The 16,889-nt window shown below is 61.3% G+C and carries 11 protein-coding genes, 1 other RNA gene and 1 pseudogene; 5 read left to right on the plus strand and 8 right to left on the minus strand.

The features are described 5' to 3' along the window. A pseudogene (locus tag VNZ65_RS22270) lies at positions 1-288 on the plus strand (ABC transporter ATP-binding protein); the annotation flags it as partial. Next, complete coding sequence (locus VNZ65_RS22275; RefSeq protein ID WP_325672971.1) at positions 288-1,010, plus strand: ABC transporter ATP-binding protein; 723 nt, start codon at positions 288-290, stop codon at positions 1,008-1,010. The pseudogene VNZ65_RS22270 and the gene VNZ65_RS22275, both read left to right, overlap by 1 nt. 75 nt (positions 1,011-1,085) lie before the next feature. Here the strand turns inward: VNZ65_RS22275 and VNZ65_RS22280 are convergent, their stop codons facing one another. Both VNZ65_RS22280 and VNZ65_RS22285 read right to left on the minus strand, forming a co-directional pair. Beyond that, positions 1,086-1,670, minus strand: a complete 585-nt coding sequence (locus VNZ65_RS22280; RefSeq protein ID WP_325672973.1) for an outer membrane beta-barrel protein — start codon at positions 1,668-1,670, stop codon at positions 1,086-1,088. A gap of 281 nt (positions 1,671-1,951) precedes the next feature. Further along, complete coding sequence (locus VNZ65_RS22285; RefSeq protein ID WP_325672975.1) at positions 1,952-2,926, minus strand: lytic transglycosylase domain-containing protein; 975 nt, start codon at positions 2,924-2,926, stop codon at positions 1,952-1,954. 559 nt (positions 2,927-3,485) lie between these two features. On the opposite strand from VNZ65_RS22285, the gene ubiD reads away from it, so the two are divergent. Further along, the gene (gene ubiD / locus VNZ65_RS22290) at positions 3,486-4,970 is read left to right on the plus strand and encodes a 4-hydroxy-3-polyprenylbenzoate decarboxylase (RefSeq protein WP_325672977.1); all 1,485 of its coding nucleotides are present in this window, start codon (positions 3,486-3,488) and stop codon (positions 4,968-4,970) included. 111 nt (positions 4,971-5,081) lie between these two features. Next, positions 5,082-5,180, plus strand: an RNA gene (gene ffs, locus VNZ65_RS22295) — signal recognition particle sRNA small type. Between the two features lie 110 nt (positions 5,181-5,290). On the opposite strand, the gene VNZ65_RS22300 is transcribed toward ffs, so the two are convergent. From VNZ65_RS22300 to VNZ65_RS22325, 6 genes are all read right to left on the minus strand, one after another. Then, the gene (locus VNZ65_RS22300) at positions 5,291-6,688 is read right to left on the minus strand and encodes a heavy metal sensor histidine kinase (protein WP_325672979.1); all 1,398 of its coding nucleotides are present in this window, start codon (positions 6,686-6,688) and stop codon (positions 5,291-5,293) included. Then, a complete protein-coding gene (locus VNZ65_RS22305; RefSeq protein ID WP_325672981.1) occupies positions 6,685-7,389 on the minus strand; it encodes a heavy metal response regulator transcription factor in 705 nt (234 codons plus the stop codon). Before VNZ65_RS22305 ends, VNZ65_RS22300 begins: the two co-directional genes overlap by 4 nt. Before the next feature lie 77 nt (positions 7,390-7,466). Further along, entirely contained in the window at positions 7,467-10,652 is a 3,186-nt protein-coding gene (locus VNZ65_RS22310; RefSeq protein WP_325672983.1) for an efflux RND transporter permease subunit, read from the minus strand. Next, the gene (locus VNZ65_RS22315) at positions 10,649-11,848 is read right to left on the minus strand and encodes an efflux RND transporter periplasmic adaptor subunit (RefSeq protein ID WP_325672985.1); all 1,200 of its coding nucleotides are present in this window, start codon (positions 11,846-11,848) and stop codon (positions 10,649-10,651) included. Before VNZ65_RS22315 ends, VNZ65_RS22310 begins: the two co-directional genes overlap by 4 nt. 17 nt (positions 11,849-11,865) lie before the next feature. Then, positions 11,866-13,353, minus strand: a complete 1,488-nt coding sequence (locus tag VNZ65_RS22320) for an efflux transporter outer membrane subunit (protein ID WP_325672987.1) — start codon at positions 13,351-13,353, stop codon at positions 11,866-11,868. A gap of 179 nt (positions 13,354-13,532) precedes the next feature. After that, complete coding sequence (locus VNZ65_RS22325; RefSeq protein WP_325672989.1) at positions 13,533-14,960, minus strand: MFS transporter; 1,428 nt, start codon at positions 14,958-14,960, stop codon at positions 13,533-13,535. 270 nt (positions 14,961-15,230) lie between these two features. On the opposite strand from VNZ65_RS22325, the gene VNZ65_RS22330 reads away from it, so the two are divergent. Next, complete coding sequence (locus tag VNZ65_RS22330; protein WP_325672990.1) at positions 15,231-16,886, plus strand: CTP synthase; 1,656 nt, start codon at positions 15,231-15,233, stop codon at positions 16,884-16,886. Positions 16,887-16,889: the final 3 nt, after the last annotated feature.

Genomic DNA, 16,889 nt, shown 5'->3' on the forward strand with positions numbered 1-16,889 from the left:
CGCCTGGAAATTGCCCGCGCGCTGGCGACCGATCCGCAGCTGCTGGCGCTGGACGAGCCTGCCGCCGGCATGAACGCTACAGAGAAACTGGCGCTGCGCGAGCTGCTGGTGAAAATCAAGAATGAAGGAAAGACCATTTTGCTGATTGAACATGATGTCAAGCTGATGATGGGCTTGTGCGACCGCCTGACAGTGCTGGACTACGGCAAGCCGATTGCCGAAGGATTGCCGGCCGAAATCCAGAAGAACCCGGCCGTGATCGAAGCCTACCTGGGAGGTGGTCACTAATGGCAACCAATATTCTCAAAGTCGATAACCTGAAAGTCGCCTACGGCGGCATCCAGGCGGTCAAGGGTATCAACCTAGAGGTCAACGATGGCGAACTGGTGACGCTGATCGGCGCCAACGGCGCCGGCAAGACCACCACCCTGAAAGCCATCACCGGGACTTTGCCGCAGTGTAAAGTCGAGGGCGAGATGCACTACCTGGGCGAACACACCAAGGGCATGACTTCGTTCAGCCTGGTCAAGCAAAAGCTGGCCATGGTGCCGGAAGGGCGTGGCGTGTTCACCCGCATGAGCATCCAGGAAAACCTGCTGATGGGCGCCTACACGCGTGACGACAAGGCTGGCATCGCGGCCGATATCGACAAGTGGTTTACCGTCTTCCCGCGCCTGAAAGAGCGTGCCGCGCAGATGGCCGGCACCTTGTCCGGCGGCGAACAGCAGATGCTGGCGATGGCGCGTGCACTGATGAGCCATCCCAAGTTGCTGCTGCTGGATGAGCCGTCGATGGGCTTGTCGCCGATCATGGTGGAAAAGATCTTTGAAGTGATCCGCAGCGTTTCTGCGCAGGGCATCACCATCCTGCTGGTCGAACAGAACGCCAAGCTGGCGCTGGAAGCGGCACACCGTGCCTACGTGATGGATTCCGGCCTGGTGACCATGAGCGGCAACGCCAGGGACATGCTGGACGATCCTAAGGTGAAGGCGGCCTATCTCGGCGAATAGGCCCGGGTTGCCTGATGTGCAAAAAGGGGACCAGGCTTTGCGCCAGTCCCCTTTTTTGTTGTCGCCAGAAAGTCTTTAGAAGCGATATTGCAAGTTGAGGCCGAGCGTATCCAGCTTCAGTTGACGGTCGTCAAAGTTCAGGCCAACCTTGCCATAGCGTGTGTAGTCTGCAATCAGGTCAATGTTTTTATCCAAGGAATACTTGACGCCGAGGGCGCCGAAGAATTTGTTGCCTTTGCCGTTGGAAGTTGTGCCGCTGTGCCTGATTGTATAGCGCATGACACCAGCCTCGCCGACCAGCGCCCAGTCTGGAGCGATAGCATAGGAGCCCACCGCGGAAAGGCTGACGCCCTGGGTCCTGGCAGTCCCGCCTGGCAGGACTGCGGGCGATATGGTCGCCTTGCCGAAATTCCGGTAGCCCAGCTTGACGCCGAAATTCTCATTGATGTTGTAGCCGCCGTAGAGGTTGAATGCGGCCTTGTCGCTGGATGCCTGGCCGCCTGCCGGCGCATCCGCACGATCACCGATCGCGTAGCCGATGCCGGCGCCGATGAACGGACCGCTGGCATTTTCGGCTGGGGCAGGCTGACCTGCTGCGAAGGCTGTGGAAGACGCCATGAGACTGGCGAGCAGGATGACGGTAGAGAAGTTTTTTTTCACGATGAATGATCTTTGTAAAAATTGACGGAGACTGTAAATACTTCCTTGTGGAAATATATATATCTTGGTGTAAGTAATTGATATATAAGGAGTATTCTGCCAAGTATCGACCTGGGTAATGTCAGGGTCATGTCAATTCATACATGCGCTGCCGGGATTTTCAAGCTGGCGGGCGCGATCGTTCAAGGCGCGGCGATGCGGAGTACGAAAAAAAGCCCGCCTGGTGAAGAGGCGGGCCTGTTCTGCGCTGCGCAAGCCGAGGCTTGCGGTCGCGCGGGTGCTCAGGTCAGAGGCAGCGGATTGAGCTGATTGTCCGATTGCTGGATGCGATGTTCGATAGCATCCGGCACCGTCACCGCAGCTTCGGCCGGTGTCGGGCTTGCGGCATCGGCAGGCGCCACGGCTTGTATCGGCCGCGCCTTCGGCGTGGCGATTGGCGCTGTCGAACCGGTTGACGGCACGTTCTTGCCGGTGGCGACGTCTTGCAGGCGGCGATATTCAGCCAGCACCTTGTAGCCGTAGCCGCCGTCATTGGCAAAAGCCGCAGCGCCGACATAGCGCTTCAGGCCTGCTTCGACCGAGCCGCCCTGGGTCACATAGTCTTTCAGGATCATGGAGCCGACCTTGATGTTGGCGGTCGGATTCAGCGCGGCCTTGATGCCGCCCATGCTTTCGAACTTGTCTTCATGCACCTTCGACATGACCTGCATCAGGCCTTGTGCGCCAACCGGGCTTTCGGCAAACGGATTCAGGCCGGACTCGATCGCCATCACAGCCAGGATCAGGAGCGGATCCAGCTTGGTTTCACGGGCGGTCTTGTAGGCCGTGGTCACGAACATGTTGGTGGCGTCGCCGGCCACGCGATAGCGCTTGGACAGCCAGCTGGTGACCCATTGCTGCTGGCGTGCGCTGTCCATCGGTTTGGCGGCACGGCTGGCCAGGCCATCCATGTGCAGCAGGTGATTCATGTTGGCGCTTGGCGCCGGCACGGTCAGGCTGGCGATATTCTTGCCGGCCGCCGGAACGGCTGCCTGCATTGTCACGGCTGGCACGGCCGCTTGCGGTGCTGTCGGCTGCGGCGCGCTGCTGGCGAACAGCGGCAGGCTTTGCAGCTTGAGGGCCAGATCGGGTTTCACCAGCATGGTGGTGAAGCCGATGATGGCCAGCATGGCGCTGAACAGTACGGTGATGCGCGTGGTGGCGATGATGCCGCCGACGGTGTGGCGCGCGTAAAACACGCCGTTAACGGATTGCATGCCGAATTTCTTTGCTTGGTCGAGCGTCGCCCAACCGGGTAGTGCTCTGGTAGATCTTGCTAACAATTGAACCTCCTGAATCGTCGCGGCGCATGCAGGCTCCTGATTAAAGCTGGAGCGGATCTACCGAATGCTGCGTGCACCGTAATCAATATCGCAAGGCATCGCATTTGGCTGCGGTGTGCCGTTACGTCGTTGTTGTCTGCGCTTAAGTAGCTTTGGAACTATCGGCCGCAGTAGAGCGCGCCGGCTACAGGCAAACAACTTGTTCGGGGGAGAAGGCTGACGCCTTTTGAAAACACTCCTTAAAATGTCATATGGGACCCCGATCCCGTGAGTATTGAGAGCCGTCCTGAAAACGCTTTTCGGGCGTTGCGGCTTCTTCAAGCTGGGCGCATTGTAGGGGGCGGTTTATATCAAGTCAATACTATAAAAAACAAAATACATAACTTTTATGTATAAAGAATATCCCGGTTTACCGCTGCGAGCCAATAAAATCAAGCACTTCGCGGGAAAGCCTTAATTGTTTAATTAATACTCATAAAGATTGTAAGAATCCATGAAATACTCAGATTTGCGTGATTTTATTGTCAAATTGGAACAAATTGGCGAGCTAAAACGGATTTCAGCGCCGATTTCGCCCTATTTGGAGATGACGGAGATCTGCGATCGCACCTTGCGCGCCGGCGGTCCGGCGCTGCTTTTTGAAAATCCGACAGGACATTCGATACCTGTGCTAGGCAATCTGTTCGGTACGCCGCGCCGCGTGGCGCTTGGCATGGGAGCCGACGACGTCAGCGAATTGCGGCGCATCGGCCACGTGCTGGCGAGCTTGAAAGAACCGGAGCCGCCCAAGGGTTTTAAAGATATCCTCGGCCTCGGCACGCTGGTGAAATCCTTGTGGGACATGGCGCCCAAGGAGCAGCGCTCGGCGCCATGCCAGGACATCGTCTGGGAAGGCAACGATGTCGACCTGGCGAAGCTGCCGATCCAGCACTGCTGGCCGGGCGACGTCGCGCCGCTGATCACATGGGGCCTGGTGATCACCAAAGGACCGCACAAGAAGCGCCAGAACCTCGGCATCTACCGCCAGCAGGTGCTGGGCCGCAACAAGGTCATCATGCGCTGGCTGGCGCATCGCGGCGGCGCGCTGGATTTCCGCGAGCACGCGATCGCCACCGGCGGCAAGCCGTATCCGGTGGCGATAGCGCTGGGCGCCGATCCCGCTACTATATTAGGTGCGGTGACGCCGGTGCCGGACAGCCTGTCCGAATACCAGTTCGCCGGCCTGCTGCGCGGCAGCCGCACCGAGCTGGTCAAGGCAATCGGCAGCGAGCTGCGGGTGCCGGCTTCGGCCGAGATCGTGCTGGAAGGGCATATCAATCCCGACCCCTCGCATCCGTCCGGTTACGAGATGGCGCTGGAGGGACCTTACGGCGACCACACCGGCTACTATAATGAGCAGGACTGGTTCCCGGTATTCACGATCGACCGCATCACGATGCGCAAGTCGCCCATCTATCACTCTACGTATACAGGCAAGCCGCCGGACGAGCCGGCAGTGCTGGGTGTGGCGTTGAACGAAGTGTTCATCCCTTTGCTGCAAAAGCAGTTTTCGGAAATCACCGATTTCTATCTGCCGCCGGAAGGCTGCAGTTACCGCATGGCGGTGGTGCAGATGAAAAAGGCTTACGCCGGCCATGCCAAGCGGGTGATGTTCGGCGTCTGGAGCTTCCTGCGCCAGTTCATGTATACCAAGTTCATCGTGGTGGTCGACGAGGACGTGAATATCCGCGACTGGAATGAAGTGATCTGGGCTATCACCACCCGTGTCGATCCGATCCGCGACACCACGATCGTGGATAACACGCCGATCGATTATCTCGACTTCGCTTCGCCGGTGAGCGGCCTCGGCAGCAAGATGGGGATAGACGCCACCAACAAGTGGCCGGGGGAAACCAGCCGCGAGTGGGGCCGCACCATCAGCATGACGGACGAGGTGAAGCTACGGGTCGACCAGATCTGGCAGGAGCTGGGCCTGTAAATCCGGATTTGCAGGATACGCTTTATATAAATAGCGCGGAAAATGGCAGCGCCTGCCAAAAAGCTGTAAAAAGCGCTGCCAGCAATGACGCAATGCGGTACAATTCACCCTGGCGGGCCCCTGCGCATTGTGGCGTGGTCAACCTGGTCAGGTCGGGAACGAAGCAGCCACAGCCATTTCCTGCAAGTGCCGCAGACAAGGCTCGCCTCTATCCTTAGTATCATTCCGCACGGTTTTTTCGGCAGTACCTTTCCACGCACCAATCCATTGACCGATTGCCGGCTTGTATCCGGCAACCGTTGTCGCTCAGGCAAGCCGTTTCATTGCGCCGCAACAGTTGTGGCTGGAATGCTGAAGCCGATGGTCGTCACGCCTGCCACGCTGTCGGCAAACACGCCGCCGCCGTGCATCTTGGCGATCGCCTTGACGATCGCCAGCCCGAGGCCGTGACCGTGCAGCTGGCTTTGGTCTTTATCGTTGCGGGCAGCGTCGACCCGATAGAAGCGGTCGAACAGCCGCGGCAAATGATTCTCGGCGATCGGCTGACCGGGGTTGGAGACGGCGATCCCGATCGCTGCCGGCTGCTGCGTGATGGTAACGACAATGGCCGCCCCCGGAATCGAATGCTGGATCGCGTTATGCAGCAGATTGCTCATGGCGCGCTTGAACAGCGAAGTTTCGATCGACGCTTCGGCGTCGATATCGCCAGCCACCTTGACGGTCATCTTCGACTCATCCAGCACGAATTCAAAGAACTCCACGGTCTTGTTGATTTCCTGCGCGATCAAGGTGCGCACCAGGCTGGTGGCAGCTTCGCCCTGGTCGGCGCGCGCCAGGAACAGCATGTCGTTGATGATGGAACGCAGGCGTTCCAGTTCTTCCAGGTTGGATTGCAGCACTTCTTCGAATTGCGGCGCGGTGCGCTGGCGCGACAGGGCGACCTGGGTCTCGCCGATCAGGTTGGCCAGCGGCGTGCGCAGTTCGTGGGCGACATCGGCATTGAATGCTTCCAGCTGGTTGTAGGCGCCTTCCATGCGCTCCAGCACGCCGTTGAAAGCGCCGGTAAGATCCGACAGTTCGCCCGGCAGCGGCGCGATCTGCAAGCGCTGCGACAGCGTCCTCGGTCCCAGCGACTGCGCCGCGCTGGACAACTGCTTCAGAGGCCGCAGTCCCACCAGCGCAATCCAGTAGCCGAGCAGCATCACCAGAAACACGCCCAGCAGCGACAGGCCGACCAGCGCGCTCATGAAGGCGTGCAGGGTATGCATGTAAGGCGCCGCATCCACTGCCACGATCAGCCTGACCGCAGGCCGTTGCTCGAATGCCGGCAGGGCCTTGGTCAAGGTGTGTAGCGGGTATTCGCGGCCGCGCAAAGTCAGGTTACCCATGCCGTCGGGATTGCGGTCTATCCTTTCGATGTCGGCCAGGTCTTTGCCGTACTGGAAACGCGGGTCGTCGCTCAGCACCCAGTAGCGGAAACTGCCGTCGGCCGGCGTCAGCGTATCCAGTTTGGCCTGCACCCGCGGCCAGCGGGCGGGATCGCCGTTATGCTGGATCATGTACTGGGTATCGAGAAAGCGGGTGTTCAGCTCATCGTGCTGATGGCGCGCCAGTTCGCGCTGCAGCACGCCGTACAGAGCGCTGCCGATCAGGGAGAAAATCAGCAGTGCGGCCAGCGCAAACATCGCCACCAGGCGGACCTTGATGGAGCGCCTCATTCGATGCTCTCGTGATGCGGCGCTTCGCGCGGCTCGCGCGGTTCCAGCACATAACCCATGCCGCGTATGGTATGCAGCAGCTTGAGGCTGAACGGCGCGTCGATCTTGGCGCGCAAGCGCTTGATGGCGACTTCCACTACATTGGTGTTGCTGTCGAAATTCATGTCCCACACCAGTTCGGCGATCGCCGTCTTCGACAGGATTTCGCCTTGCCGCCGCGCCAGCACCGCCAGCAGGGAAAATTCCTTGGCGGTGAGATCGATGCGGACATTGGCGCGATACGCCTTGCGGCTGATGAGGTCGATTTGCAGATCGGCGATGCGCAGCTGCGCCGGCTCCAGCGCGCGGCCGCGCCGGGTCAGCGCCTGCAGGCGCGCCAGCAGTTCAAGGAACGAAAACGGCTTGACCAGGTAATCGTCGGCGCCGCCCTGCAAGCCTTTGATGCGGTCTTCCACGCGGTCGCGCGCGGTCAGCATGATGACCGGGGTCTGCTTGATTTCACGCAGCGCGTGCAGGACTGAAAAGCCATCGACGCCGGGCAGCATGACGTCCAGCACGATCACATCGTAATCGTGCTGCAAGGCCAGGTGCTGGCCGTCAACGCCGTCATGGGCGACATCGACCGCGCAGCCTTGCTCGGTCAGCCCCTTGCATAAATAATCGGCGGTCTTCAGTTCATCTTCGACGATCAGGATCTTCATGTGCTGCCGGTCTCCTGTTCTGTCCTGCCGGCGCCAGCGATACGGCGCCGTGCAGGATTGAGCAATTTCTGTTTTGATTATTTCGAATCTATCACGACTGGCGCGCTTGCAGCTGTTGTTCCAGCCTGACGCGCCGCCTTGCGCGCCTTACGCGCTTCCTTGCGGCGTTCATACCAATAGTGGGCGCGGTCCAGGTACAGGTAGACCACCGGCGTGGTGAACAAGGTCAGCGCCTGGGACAGGATCAGGCCGCCGACCATGGCGTAGCCTAGCGGCCGGCGCAGTTCCGAACCGGCGCCGTGCCCCAGCATCAGCGGCAAGCCGCTCAGCAGTGCGCACATGGTGGTCATCATGATCGGCCGGAAGCGCAACAGGCAAGCCTGGTAGATGGCTTCCTCCGGTTTCATGCCGTGCTGTCGCTCGGCGGTCAGGGCGAAGTCGATCATCATGATGCCGTTTTTCTTGACGATGCCGATCAGCAGGATGATGCCGATCAGCGCAATCACGCTCAAGTCATAACCGCCCATCATCAGGATCAGCAGGGCGCCGACTCCGGCGGACGGCAAAGTCGACAGAATCGTCAGCGGATGGATGTAGCTTTCATACAGCAGGCCCAGCACAATATACACAGCAACGAGAGCTGCGGCGATCAGGTAAGGCTGCGACGACAGCGAGTCGCCGAAGGCCTTGGCAGTGCCCTGAAAAGCCCCGGTCAGGGTCGGCGGGATACCCATCTGGTTCTGCGCCTTGTTGATGGCATCGACCGCTTCGCCCAGCGCCACGCCTGGCGCCAGGTTGAAGGAAATCGTCACTGCCGGGAACTGGCCCTGGTGGCTGATCGACAGATAGGACGTCTTGTTGGTGTCGATGGTGACGAAGGTCGACAGCGGCACCTGCTGGCCGGTCACGGGGGAGGTCAGGTAAAGCTTGTTGAACAGGTCAGGGTCCTGCTGCAGCTTGGGCGTCACTTCCAGGATCACGTGGTAGCTGTTGATCTGGGTGAAGTACTGGGCTACCTGGCGCTGGCCGATGGCGTCGTAGATGGTGGAGTCGATCAGCGCCGGCGTGATGCCGAAACTGGAAGCGCGCGCGCGGTCGATGGTCAGGCTGGCGGATGCCGCGGCATTCTGCTGGTCGGAAGCGACATCGGTCAGCTCCGGCAGCTGGCGGAAGCGGGTCATCAGTTTCGGCGCCCAGACGTTCAGTTCGTCCAGGTTGGAGTCGGTCAAGGTGTACTGATATTGGGTACGCGAGAGACGGCCGCCGACGTTGATATCCTGGCCAGCCTGGAGGAACAGGTTGACGCCCTGCACCTTGGCCAGCTGCGGCCGCAGGCGGGTGATCACTTCGTCGGCGCTGGCGGTGCGTCCTTCGTCTTTCGGTTTCAGGCTGATGAAGAAGTTGCCTGTATTGAAGGTGTTCTGGCCGCCGCTCATGCCGAAACCGGTGACATCCGGATCCTTGCGCACGATGTCGGCCAGCGCCAGCATGTGCTTGTTCATCGCGGTGAACGACGAGTCCTGCGCCGATTCGGCAAAGCCGTAGACGAAACCGGTATCCTGCTGCGGGAAGAAGCCCTTTGGAATCACGATGAACAGCACCACGGTGGCCGCCATGGTGGCGAAGAACACCATCAGAGTGATGAACTGGTGGCGCAATACCACGTTCAAGCCGCGCTTGTAGCCGTTCAGCATGGCGTCGAAACCGCGCTCGAACATCTGGTACATGCGGCCATGCGATTCGGCGGAATGCGGTTTCAGGAAGCGCGAGCAGAGCATCGGCGTCAGCGTCAGCGAAATCACCACCGAGACCGCAATCGTCAGTGTCACGGTGATGGCAAATTCACGGAACAGGCGGCCGACGATGCCGCCCATCAGCAGCAGCGGAATGAATACGGCCACTAGCGAAACCGAGATCGAAATGATGGTGAAGCCGATTTCTCCGGCTCCCTTGTAGGCCGCTTCCATCGGCGTCATGCCTTCTTCCACGTAGCGGTAGATGTTTTCCAGCATGACGATAGCGTCGTCGACCACGAAGCCGACCGCGATGGTAAGGGCCATGAGCGACAGGTTATCCAGGCTGAAGCCCAGCAGATACATGACGCCGGCGGTGCCGAGCAGCGCCAGCGGCACCGTCACGCTAGGGATCAGGGTGGCCGGCACGTTGCGTAGGAACAGGAAGATCACCAGCACCACCAGGGCGATGGTCAGCACCAGCGTGAATTCGACGTCGGCCACCGAAGCGCGGATGGTCTGGGTGCGGTCGATCAGGGTGTTGATATGCACGGTTGGCGGGATCGCAGCCTGCAGGCGCGGCATGGCGGCCTTGATGCGGTCGACGGTTTCGATGACGTTGGCACCCGGCTGCTTGGTCACGGCCAGCACGATAGAGCGGCCGTTGATGATGGTGTTGCCGGCGGGCGCTGCGGCGCCGGCGTAGGCCCAGCCGGCGACCTTGACGTTTTCTGCGGCATCGACGGCGACGCCGATGTCGCGCACGCGGATCGGCGCGCCGTTCTTGTAGGCCAGCACCATGTCGTTCCATGGCTCCGCGCTCAGCAGCTGGTCATTGGTATACACGGTGAAGCTTTGCTTGGCGCCGTCGACCGTCCCTTTCGGCTGGTTGACGGTGGTGTTGGCGATCACGCCCCGAATGTCTTCCAGATTCATGCCCATCGCCGTCAGCTTGGTCGGATCGACCTGGATCCGCACCGACGGTTTCTGCACGCCGCCGATATTCACCAGGCCAACCCCGGGAATCTGCGAAATCTGCTGCGCCAGGATGTTGTCGGCGAAATCATTCACCTGGATCAGCGGCAAGGCATCCGATTGCACTGCGATCACCAGGATAGGCGAGTCGGCCGGGTTGACCTTGCGGAAAGTCGGCGGGCTCGGCAGGTTGGCCGGCAACTGGCCGCTGGCAGCGGTAATGGCCGCCTGGACGTCGAGCGCAGCGGCGTCGATGTTGCGGTTGAGGTCGAACTGCAGCGTGATTTGCGTAGAGCCGAGCGAGCTGCTGGAGGTCATTTGCGACAAGCCGGCAATCAGCGAGAACTGTCGTTCCAGCGGTTGCGCCACGCTCGACGCCATGGTTTCAGGGCTGCCGCCCGGCAGGTTGGCGGAGACCTGGATGGTCGGGAAATCGACCTGCGGCAGCGGCGCGACCGGCAGCAGGGGCCAGACCGCGGCGCCCACCAGGAAAATCGCGATGGCGAGCAGGGTGGTGCCGATAGGGCGTTTGATGAAGGTAGCGGAAATGCTCACTTGCCTGCTCCCGCCGTCGTAGCCTTAGCCGCCGCGCTGGAAGCGTTGGCGGCTGCCGACGTATCTTCGACGACCTTGATGCCGGGCTTGAGCTTGTACTGGCCGTCGACCACTACCCGTTGTCCCGCACTCAGGCCCTTGTCGATGATGGCGATACCGTCCTGGATATTGGCGACCTGGATGGTCTGGATCTGCGCTGTGCCGTCGGCCTTGATGACATACGCGTAAGTACCGTCCTGGCTGCGCTGCACTGCCGCCGCCGGCACCGTCAGCGCCTGTTTACGGTCGCCCAGCACCAGCCGCACGTTGACGTATTGCCCCGGCCACAGTACATGCGAGGGATTCTGGAACAGCCCTTTCAGCTGCACCGTGCCGCTGGTGGTGTCGATCTGATTGTTGAGCAGCGTCAGATTACCCTGGGACAGCATGGTGTCGCTGTTGCGCGGGAAGGTCTGCACGCTGAGCGGCTTCTGGCTGCCGTGCAGGGCGTTGTTGATGCTCTGGAAGCTTTCTTCCGGCAGCGTGAACACCACCGCGATCGGATCGATCTGGTTGATCACCACCAGGCCGTTGGTGTCGGCGGCGTGGACGATATTGCCGGGGTCGACCAGGCGCGCGCCGACGCGGCCGCTGATCGGCGCCAGGATGCTGGTAAAGCTGAGCTGCACCTTGGCGTAGTTGATCTGGGCGTCGTCGGATTGCACTGCGGCTTGCAGCTGGTTGACCAAGGCCTTTTGCGTGTCCAGCGTCTGTTGGGTGGCGGCGTCTTGCTGCACCAGCGTGGTGTAGCGTTGCAGGTCCAGCCTGGCGTTGACCAGTGTCGCCTGGTCCTTGGCTTTTTGCGCTATGGCCTGCTCCAGCTGCGCCTGCAAAGTGCGCGGGTCGAGCTGCGCCAGCAGCTGGCCGGCTTTCACATCCTGTCCTTCGACGAAGCCGACCTTGTCGAGCTGGCCGTCGATGCGCGCCTTGACCGTCACGCTGGCATTCGAGGTGACGGTGCCGACGCCGGTCAGGTACATCGGCATGTCCTGTTGCTTGACGGTGGTGGTGCTCACCGAGACGGCACTGGTGGCGGCAGCGGGCGGCGCGGCGGCGTCAGCCTTGTGGCTCAGGCTCCAGCCGGCAGCGCCGATCAGGACCAGTATCGCGGCGGTGATCAGCAGCGTGGAACGGGTTTTGGAAAGTGTGGTGGTCATGTTGTCGGCTCGGAAAATTAATTGGCAGTATTGTTGTTGTTTGCTTGCGCGGCGTTGTCAGGCTGGCTCAGCTGGGAAGCATCCCAGCCGCCGCCGACCGCCTTGACCAGCGCTACGCTCGCGACCAGCTGGCGTCCCACCAGCTGCACCAGCGTGCGTTCGTTGCTCAGCGCCAGCGTCTGTGCTGTAACTACTGTCAGGTAGGTAGCGGTGCCGGCGCGGTACTGGCTGAGCGCCAGCTGTTCAGCCAGCTGCGAGGCTTTCACGGCCTGGCCTTGGGCTACCGATTCCTGGTCGAGCACGTTCAGCGTCGCCAGGTTGTCTTCGACTTCCTGGAAGCCGCCCAGCACGGTTTGCTTATATTGGGCGACGGCAGCGTCATAGACGGCCACTGCCTGCGCGGTATGCGCGCGGCGCAGGCCGCCGTCGAAAATCGTCTCGGCCAGCGCCGCGCCCAGCGACCAGACCCGGCTTGGCGTATCGAACCATTGCGCCAGGCTGGCGCTATTGAAGCCGCCGCTGGCGCTCAGCGTCAGCGCCGGGAAATAAGCGGCCTTGGCGACGCCGATATTGGCGTTCGCCACCGCCACATTGCGTTCAGCGTTGGCGATGTCCGGCCGCCGTTCCAGCAGGTCCGACGGCAGTCCGGCTGGAATCGCCGGCAAGCTCGCCTGCATCTTGGCCGCCATTTGCGGATCGGCTGCGGTTGCCGCCAGCGTGAATCCGGCCGGCGCCTGGCCGGTCAGGATGGCGATGGCATGCTCCAGCTGGCTGCGTTGCGCCTGCAAGTCAATGGCTTGCGCCTCGGCAGTCTTCAGCTGGCTTTCCGCCAGCGCCACATCGGAGCGCAGCGCGACGCCGACGGCATACTGGCTTTGCGTCAGCTTGAGCGAGCGGGCATAGGCCGCCGTGGTGCGCGCATACAAGTCTTTCAGCAGGTCGGTGACGCGCAATTGCAGATAGTCCTGCGCCAGCGTGGCCTGGATGCTGAGGCGCGCTGCCGCCAGGTTGGCCGCGCTGGCCTGGGTGCCGGCATCGCCGGCTTCGACCGAGCGCCGCACGCTGCCCCAAACGTCCGGTTCCCAGCTGCCCTGCAGGCCAACTGTATAGCTGTCGCCAAGGTTGAGGCCATTGGTGTTGGTGCGGGCCCGGCCGGTACCTGCGCTGGCGCCGATGGTCGGCCAGAAGCCGGCGCGCGCGGCGTCGGCGGCGGCACGCGCCTGGCGATACTGGGCTCCCGCCTGGGCGATATTCTGGTTGGCCTGGTTGGCTTGCTGCATCAGCGTATTCAAGGTGGCGTCGCCATACGCTTCCCACCAGTTGTGATTGCTGTCGATCTGTTTCGGCTCGGCCTGTTTCCATGGCCCGCTTTCTTTATAGTGGGCGGGCACATCCATGGTCGGGCGCACGTAGTCTGGACCGACTGCGCAGCCGGCCAATGCTAGCGCTACCGCGGCAGCCAGAATAGCGCCGGAGAGATTTCTTGAGGGGGGTGAGAAATTCATGAGTCTGATTAGGCTGACGTTCGGAACATCGGATGGAAACGTCCGGGCCGCCTAAGTTGGAAATGAGATTCAGGCGGCAGCGGGCAGTGTGAGGACACTTTAAATCCTGCTGCGGTACCTGATGCTGTCGCTAATATGACAATTCTGTCAGTTTCAGACAGAGTGGCTCAGGAAACCTCTTAGACGGAAGTTTCCTGTACACGCCCGTGGCGGATACGCAAGGCGCTGATGATGGTGGCAAGCAAGGTTGCACTGGCGGCAAGCCAGAGCGACAAATGCACTGCGCTGGCGTCCAGCTGCGCAGTACTGGCGCTGGCCTGGGCGATGCTGGTCGCGGCCAGCACCACGGCAACCAGCGCTGCTCCCAGTGACTGGCCGAAGGTGCGGGCAATCGCCAGCACGCCGGAGGCGGTGCCGCTGCGGGCGCGCGGTGCGTTGCTCAGCATTTCGCGGTTGTTGGGGCTTTGGAAGAAGCCGAAGCCGAGTCCGCAGACGAAGGCGCGCCATAAAATATCCGGGATGGAAGCGTGTTCGCCGAGACAGGCCAGCAGCGCCAGGCCGGTGGTCAGCACCAGCAGGCCGCAGGTTGACAGCAACGCCGCCGAGTAGCGGTCGGCCAGGCGGCCGGCAATCGGCGCCGTGATGGCGATCGCCACAGGCCAGGGTGTGAAGAGGGCAGCGGAGAGCAGCGGCGTGAAGCCGTAGGCGCCCTGGAACAGGAATGGCAATGCAATAAAGGCAATCCCCTGGCCGACGAAGGAGCAGAGCGAGGTGGCGACCGCCATTGAAAAGCGCGGCGATGCAAAAATATCAAGCGGCAGCAGCGGTGCGGAATATTTCCGTTGTCGGATAATAAACAAAACGATCGCGATCAGTGCAGTGCCGCCTAACAGCAGTTCCTTGCTCCAGCTGTCGTGGCGCGACAAGCCGTCCACCGCCATCACGAAAGTGCCGAGTGCGACCGCCGACAACAGCGCGCCGGTGGCGTCGAACTTGCCGCCGCGGCCAGGGTCGCGCGGCAGTACGCGCCGCGCCAGCAGCAAGGTGACAATCCCGATCGGCACGTTGACGGCGAACAGCCAGGGCCAGCTCAGCACCGACAGCATCAGGCCGCCGATGGCCGGCCCGGCGGCGGTGGAGGAGGCCACCACCAGTGCATTGACGCCCAGCGCCGTGCCCAGCAGCCGGGTCGGGAAGATGTTGCGGTACAAGGCCGGTCCGATGCTCATGGCGGCAGCGCCGCCCAGCCCTTGCAGGAAGCGCATGCCGTTGAGGACCGCCAGCGACGGCGCCAGGGCGCAACCGAGCGACGCCAGGGTGAACACCAGGATGCCGCTCATGTATAGCCGGCGGAAGCCGAACACCTCGCCGATCGAGGCGAACGCCACCATGGTCATGGCGCCGGCCAGGATATACGCGTTGGCGATCCAGACTGCGGCAGCCGGATCGACATTCAGGCTGCGCGCGATCATCGGCAGCGCGACATTGACGATGGAACCGTCCAGCACGGTCATGCTGGTGCCCAGGATCATGACGATAATGGCGACCCGCCGTGCTGCGCCGGGCAGGCCGTCGTCTTCCGGCATATCGCCGAACAGCTGGCTCATAAAGGCAGAACGCGCAGCATCGGCGCAACACTTGATTGGAGGAGAGGCAAGATAAGCACGTTCGAATGGGGGAATGGAGAGGAATCGACAGGCCCGGGGGCCGAAGCCGGGAATTATTACATGAAGCGCAATTTCATGCAGGCAGCCAAGCGGCCGCTTGCCGATGGTGAAACACAACAGGCAGTATTTTTCCGCGCAGCGGCGGCTGTCGGGGGCGCTGTTTGATGTATAATTCGAATTTCCCGCATGTGCCGTTCGGCACCTTCTGTAATGACTAAGTTTGTATTTGTTACCGGTGGCGTTGTCTCATCCCTTGGTAAAGGGATTGCAGCCGCCTCACTCGCCGCGATTTTAGAATCACGCGGTCTTAAAGTCACCCTTCTTAAACTCGATCCGTACATCAACGTCGATCCAGGCACCATGAGCCCGTTCCAGCACGGCGAAGTGTTTGTGACCGACGATGGCGCAGAGACCGATCTCGACCTCGGCCACTATGAGCGCTTCATTACGGCCAAGATGAAGAAGGTGAATAACTTCACCACTGGCCAGATCTACGAATCGGTGATCCGCAAGGAACGCCGCGGCGAGTACCTGGGCAAGACGGTGCAAGTCATTCCGCACATCACCAACGAAATCCAGGATTACATCTACCGCGGCGCCGAAGGCTTCGACGTGGCGCTGGTGGAAATCGGCGGCACCGTCGGCGATATCGAATCCCTGCCATTCCTGGAAGCGGCGCGCCAGCTGAGCCTGCGCGCCGGCCGCAAGGCAGCGGCTTTCGTCCATCTGACCCTGGTGCCTTACCTGGTGTCGGCCGGTGAGCTGAAGACCAAGCCGACCCAGCACAGCGTGCAGAAACTGCGCGAAATCGGTATTTCGCCGGATGCCTTGCTGTGCCGCGCCGACCGTCCGATTCCTGACGATGAACGGGCCAAGATTTCGCTGTTCTCCAATGTCCAGGGCGACGCCGTGATTTCGGTGTGGGACGCCGACACCATCTACAAGATTCCGCAAATGCTGCACGACCAGGGCCTGGACGCGATCGTCTGCGAAAAGCTGGGCCTGTCGCCGAAGCCGGCCGACCTTTCGGTCTGGACCAAGCTGGTGCACGCGCTGGAAAACCCGACTTACGAAGTCACCATCGGCATGGTCGGCAAATACGTCGACCTGACCGAATCGTACAAATCGCTGACGGAAGCCTTGCGCCACGCTGGCATCCATACCGGCAGCCGGGTCAACATCGAATACCTGGATTCGGAAGAAATCGAAGCGACTGGCACCGGTCCGCTGGCCAAGTACGATGCGATCCTGGTGCCTGGCGGTTTCGGCAAGCGCGGCGTGGAAGGCAAGATTGCCGCAGCCCGTTTCGCCCGCGAACACAAGATTCCTTACCTCGGCATCTGCCTCGGCATGCAGGTCGCGTTGCTGGAATATGCCCGCAACAAGGCTGGCCTGCCGCACGCCAATTCGACCGAATTCGATGCCCAGACCGACCAGCCTGTGGTCGCCCTGATCACCGAATGGCAAAACCACGACGGCAAGGTAGAGTTGCGCGACGTCAACTCCGACCTGGGCGGCACCATGCGCCTGGGCGCGCAGACCTGCGATATCAAGCCGGATACCCTGGCCGCGGAAATCTACGGCCCGACCGTGACCGAACGCCATCGCCATCGCTACGAAGCCAACAACCATTACCTGGAGCGCATCGAAGCGGCCGGTCTGGTGGTGTCGGCCCGTACCCCGACCGAAGACCTGTGTGAAATCATGGAACTGCCGCGTACCGGCGACAACGCCCACCCTTGGTATGTCGGCGTCCAGTATCACCCGGAATTCAAGTCGACTCCGCGCGACGGCCATCCGCTGTTTATTTCGTTCATCAAGGCTGCGCTGGCGCACAAGCAAGCTAATACTGCAACTGCAGCGTAAGGA

This window comes from Collimonas sp., from assembly GCF_035566555.1.
In the GTDB taxonomy this organism is placed as follows: domain Bacteria; phylum Pseudomonadota; class Gammaproteobacteria; order Burkholderiales; family Burkholderiaceae_D; genus Collimonas.

Excerpts from the sequence above, each read along its gene's own strand:
- VNZ65_RS22275 (WP_325672971.1), top strand. The coding sequence starts at position 288 with ATGGCAACCAATATTCTCAAAGTCGATAACCTGAAAGTCGCCTACGGC.
- VNZ65_RS22285 (WP_325672975.1), bottom strand. The coding sequence starts at position 2,926 with ATGCAATCCGTTAACGGCGTGTTTTACGCGCGCCACACCGTCGGCGGC.
- ubiD (WP_325672977.1), top strand. The coding sequence starts at position 3,486 with ATGAAATACTCAGATTTGCGTGATTTTATTGTCAAATTGGAACAAATT.
- VNZ65_RS22300 (WP_325672979.1), bottom strand. The coding sequence starts at position 6,688 with ATGAGGCGCTCCATCAAGGTCCGCCTGGTGGCGATGTTTGCGCTGGCC.
- VNZ65_RS22305 (WP_325672981.1), bottom strand. The coding sequence starts at position 7,389 with ATGAAGATCCTGATCGTCGAAGATGAACTGAAGACCGCCGATTATTTA.
- VNZ65_RS22315 (WP_325672985.1), bottom strand. The coding sequence starts at position 11,848 with ATGACCACCACACTTTCCAAAACCCGTTCCACGCTGCTGATCACCGCC.
- VNZ65_RS22320 (WP_325672987.1), bottom strand. The coding sequence starts at position 13,353 with ATGAATTTCTCACCCCCCTCAAGAAATCTCTCCGGCGCTATTCTGGCT.
- VNZ65_RS22325 (WP_325672989.1), bottom strand. The coding sequence starts at position 14,960 with ATGAGCCAGCTGTTCGGCGATATGCCGGAAGACGACGGCCTGCCCGGC.
- VNZ65_RS22330 (WP_325672990.1), top strand. The coding sequence starts at position 15,231 with ATGACTAAGTTTGTATTTGTTACCGGTGGCGTTGTCTCATCCCTTGGT.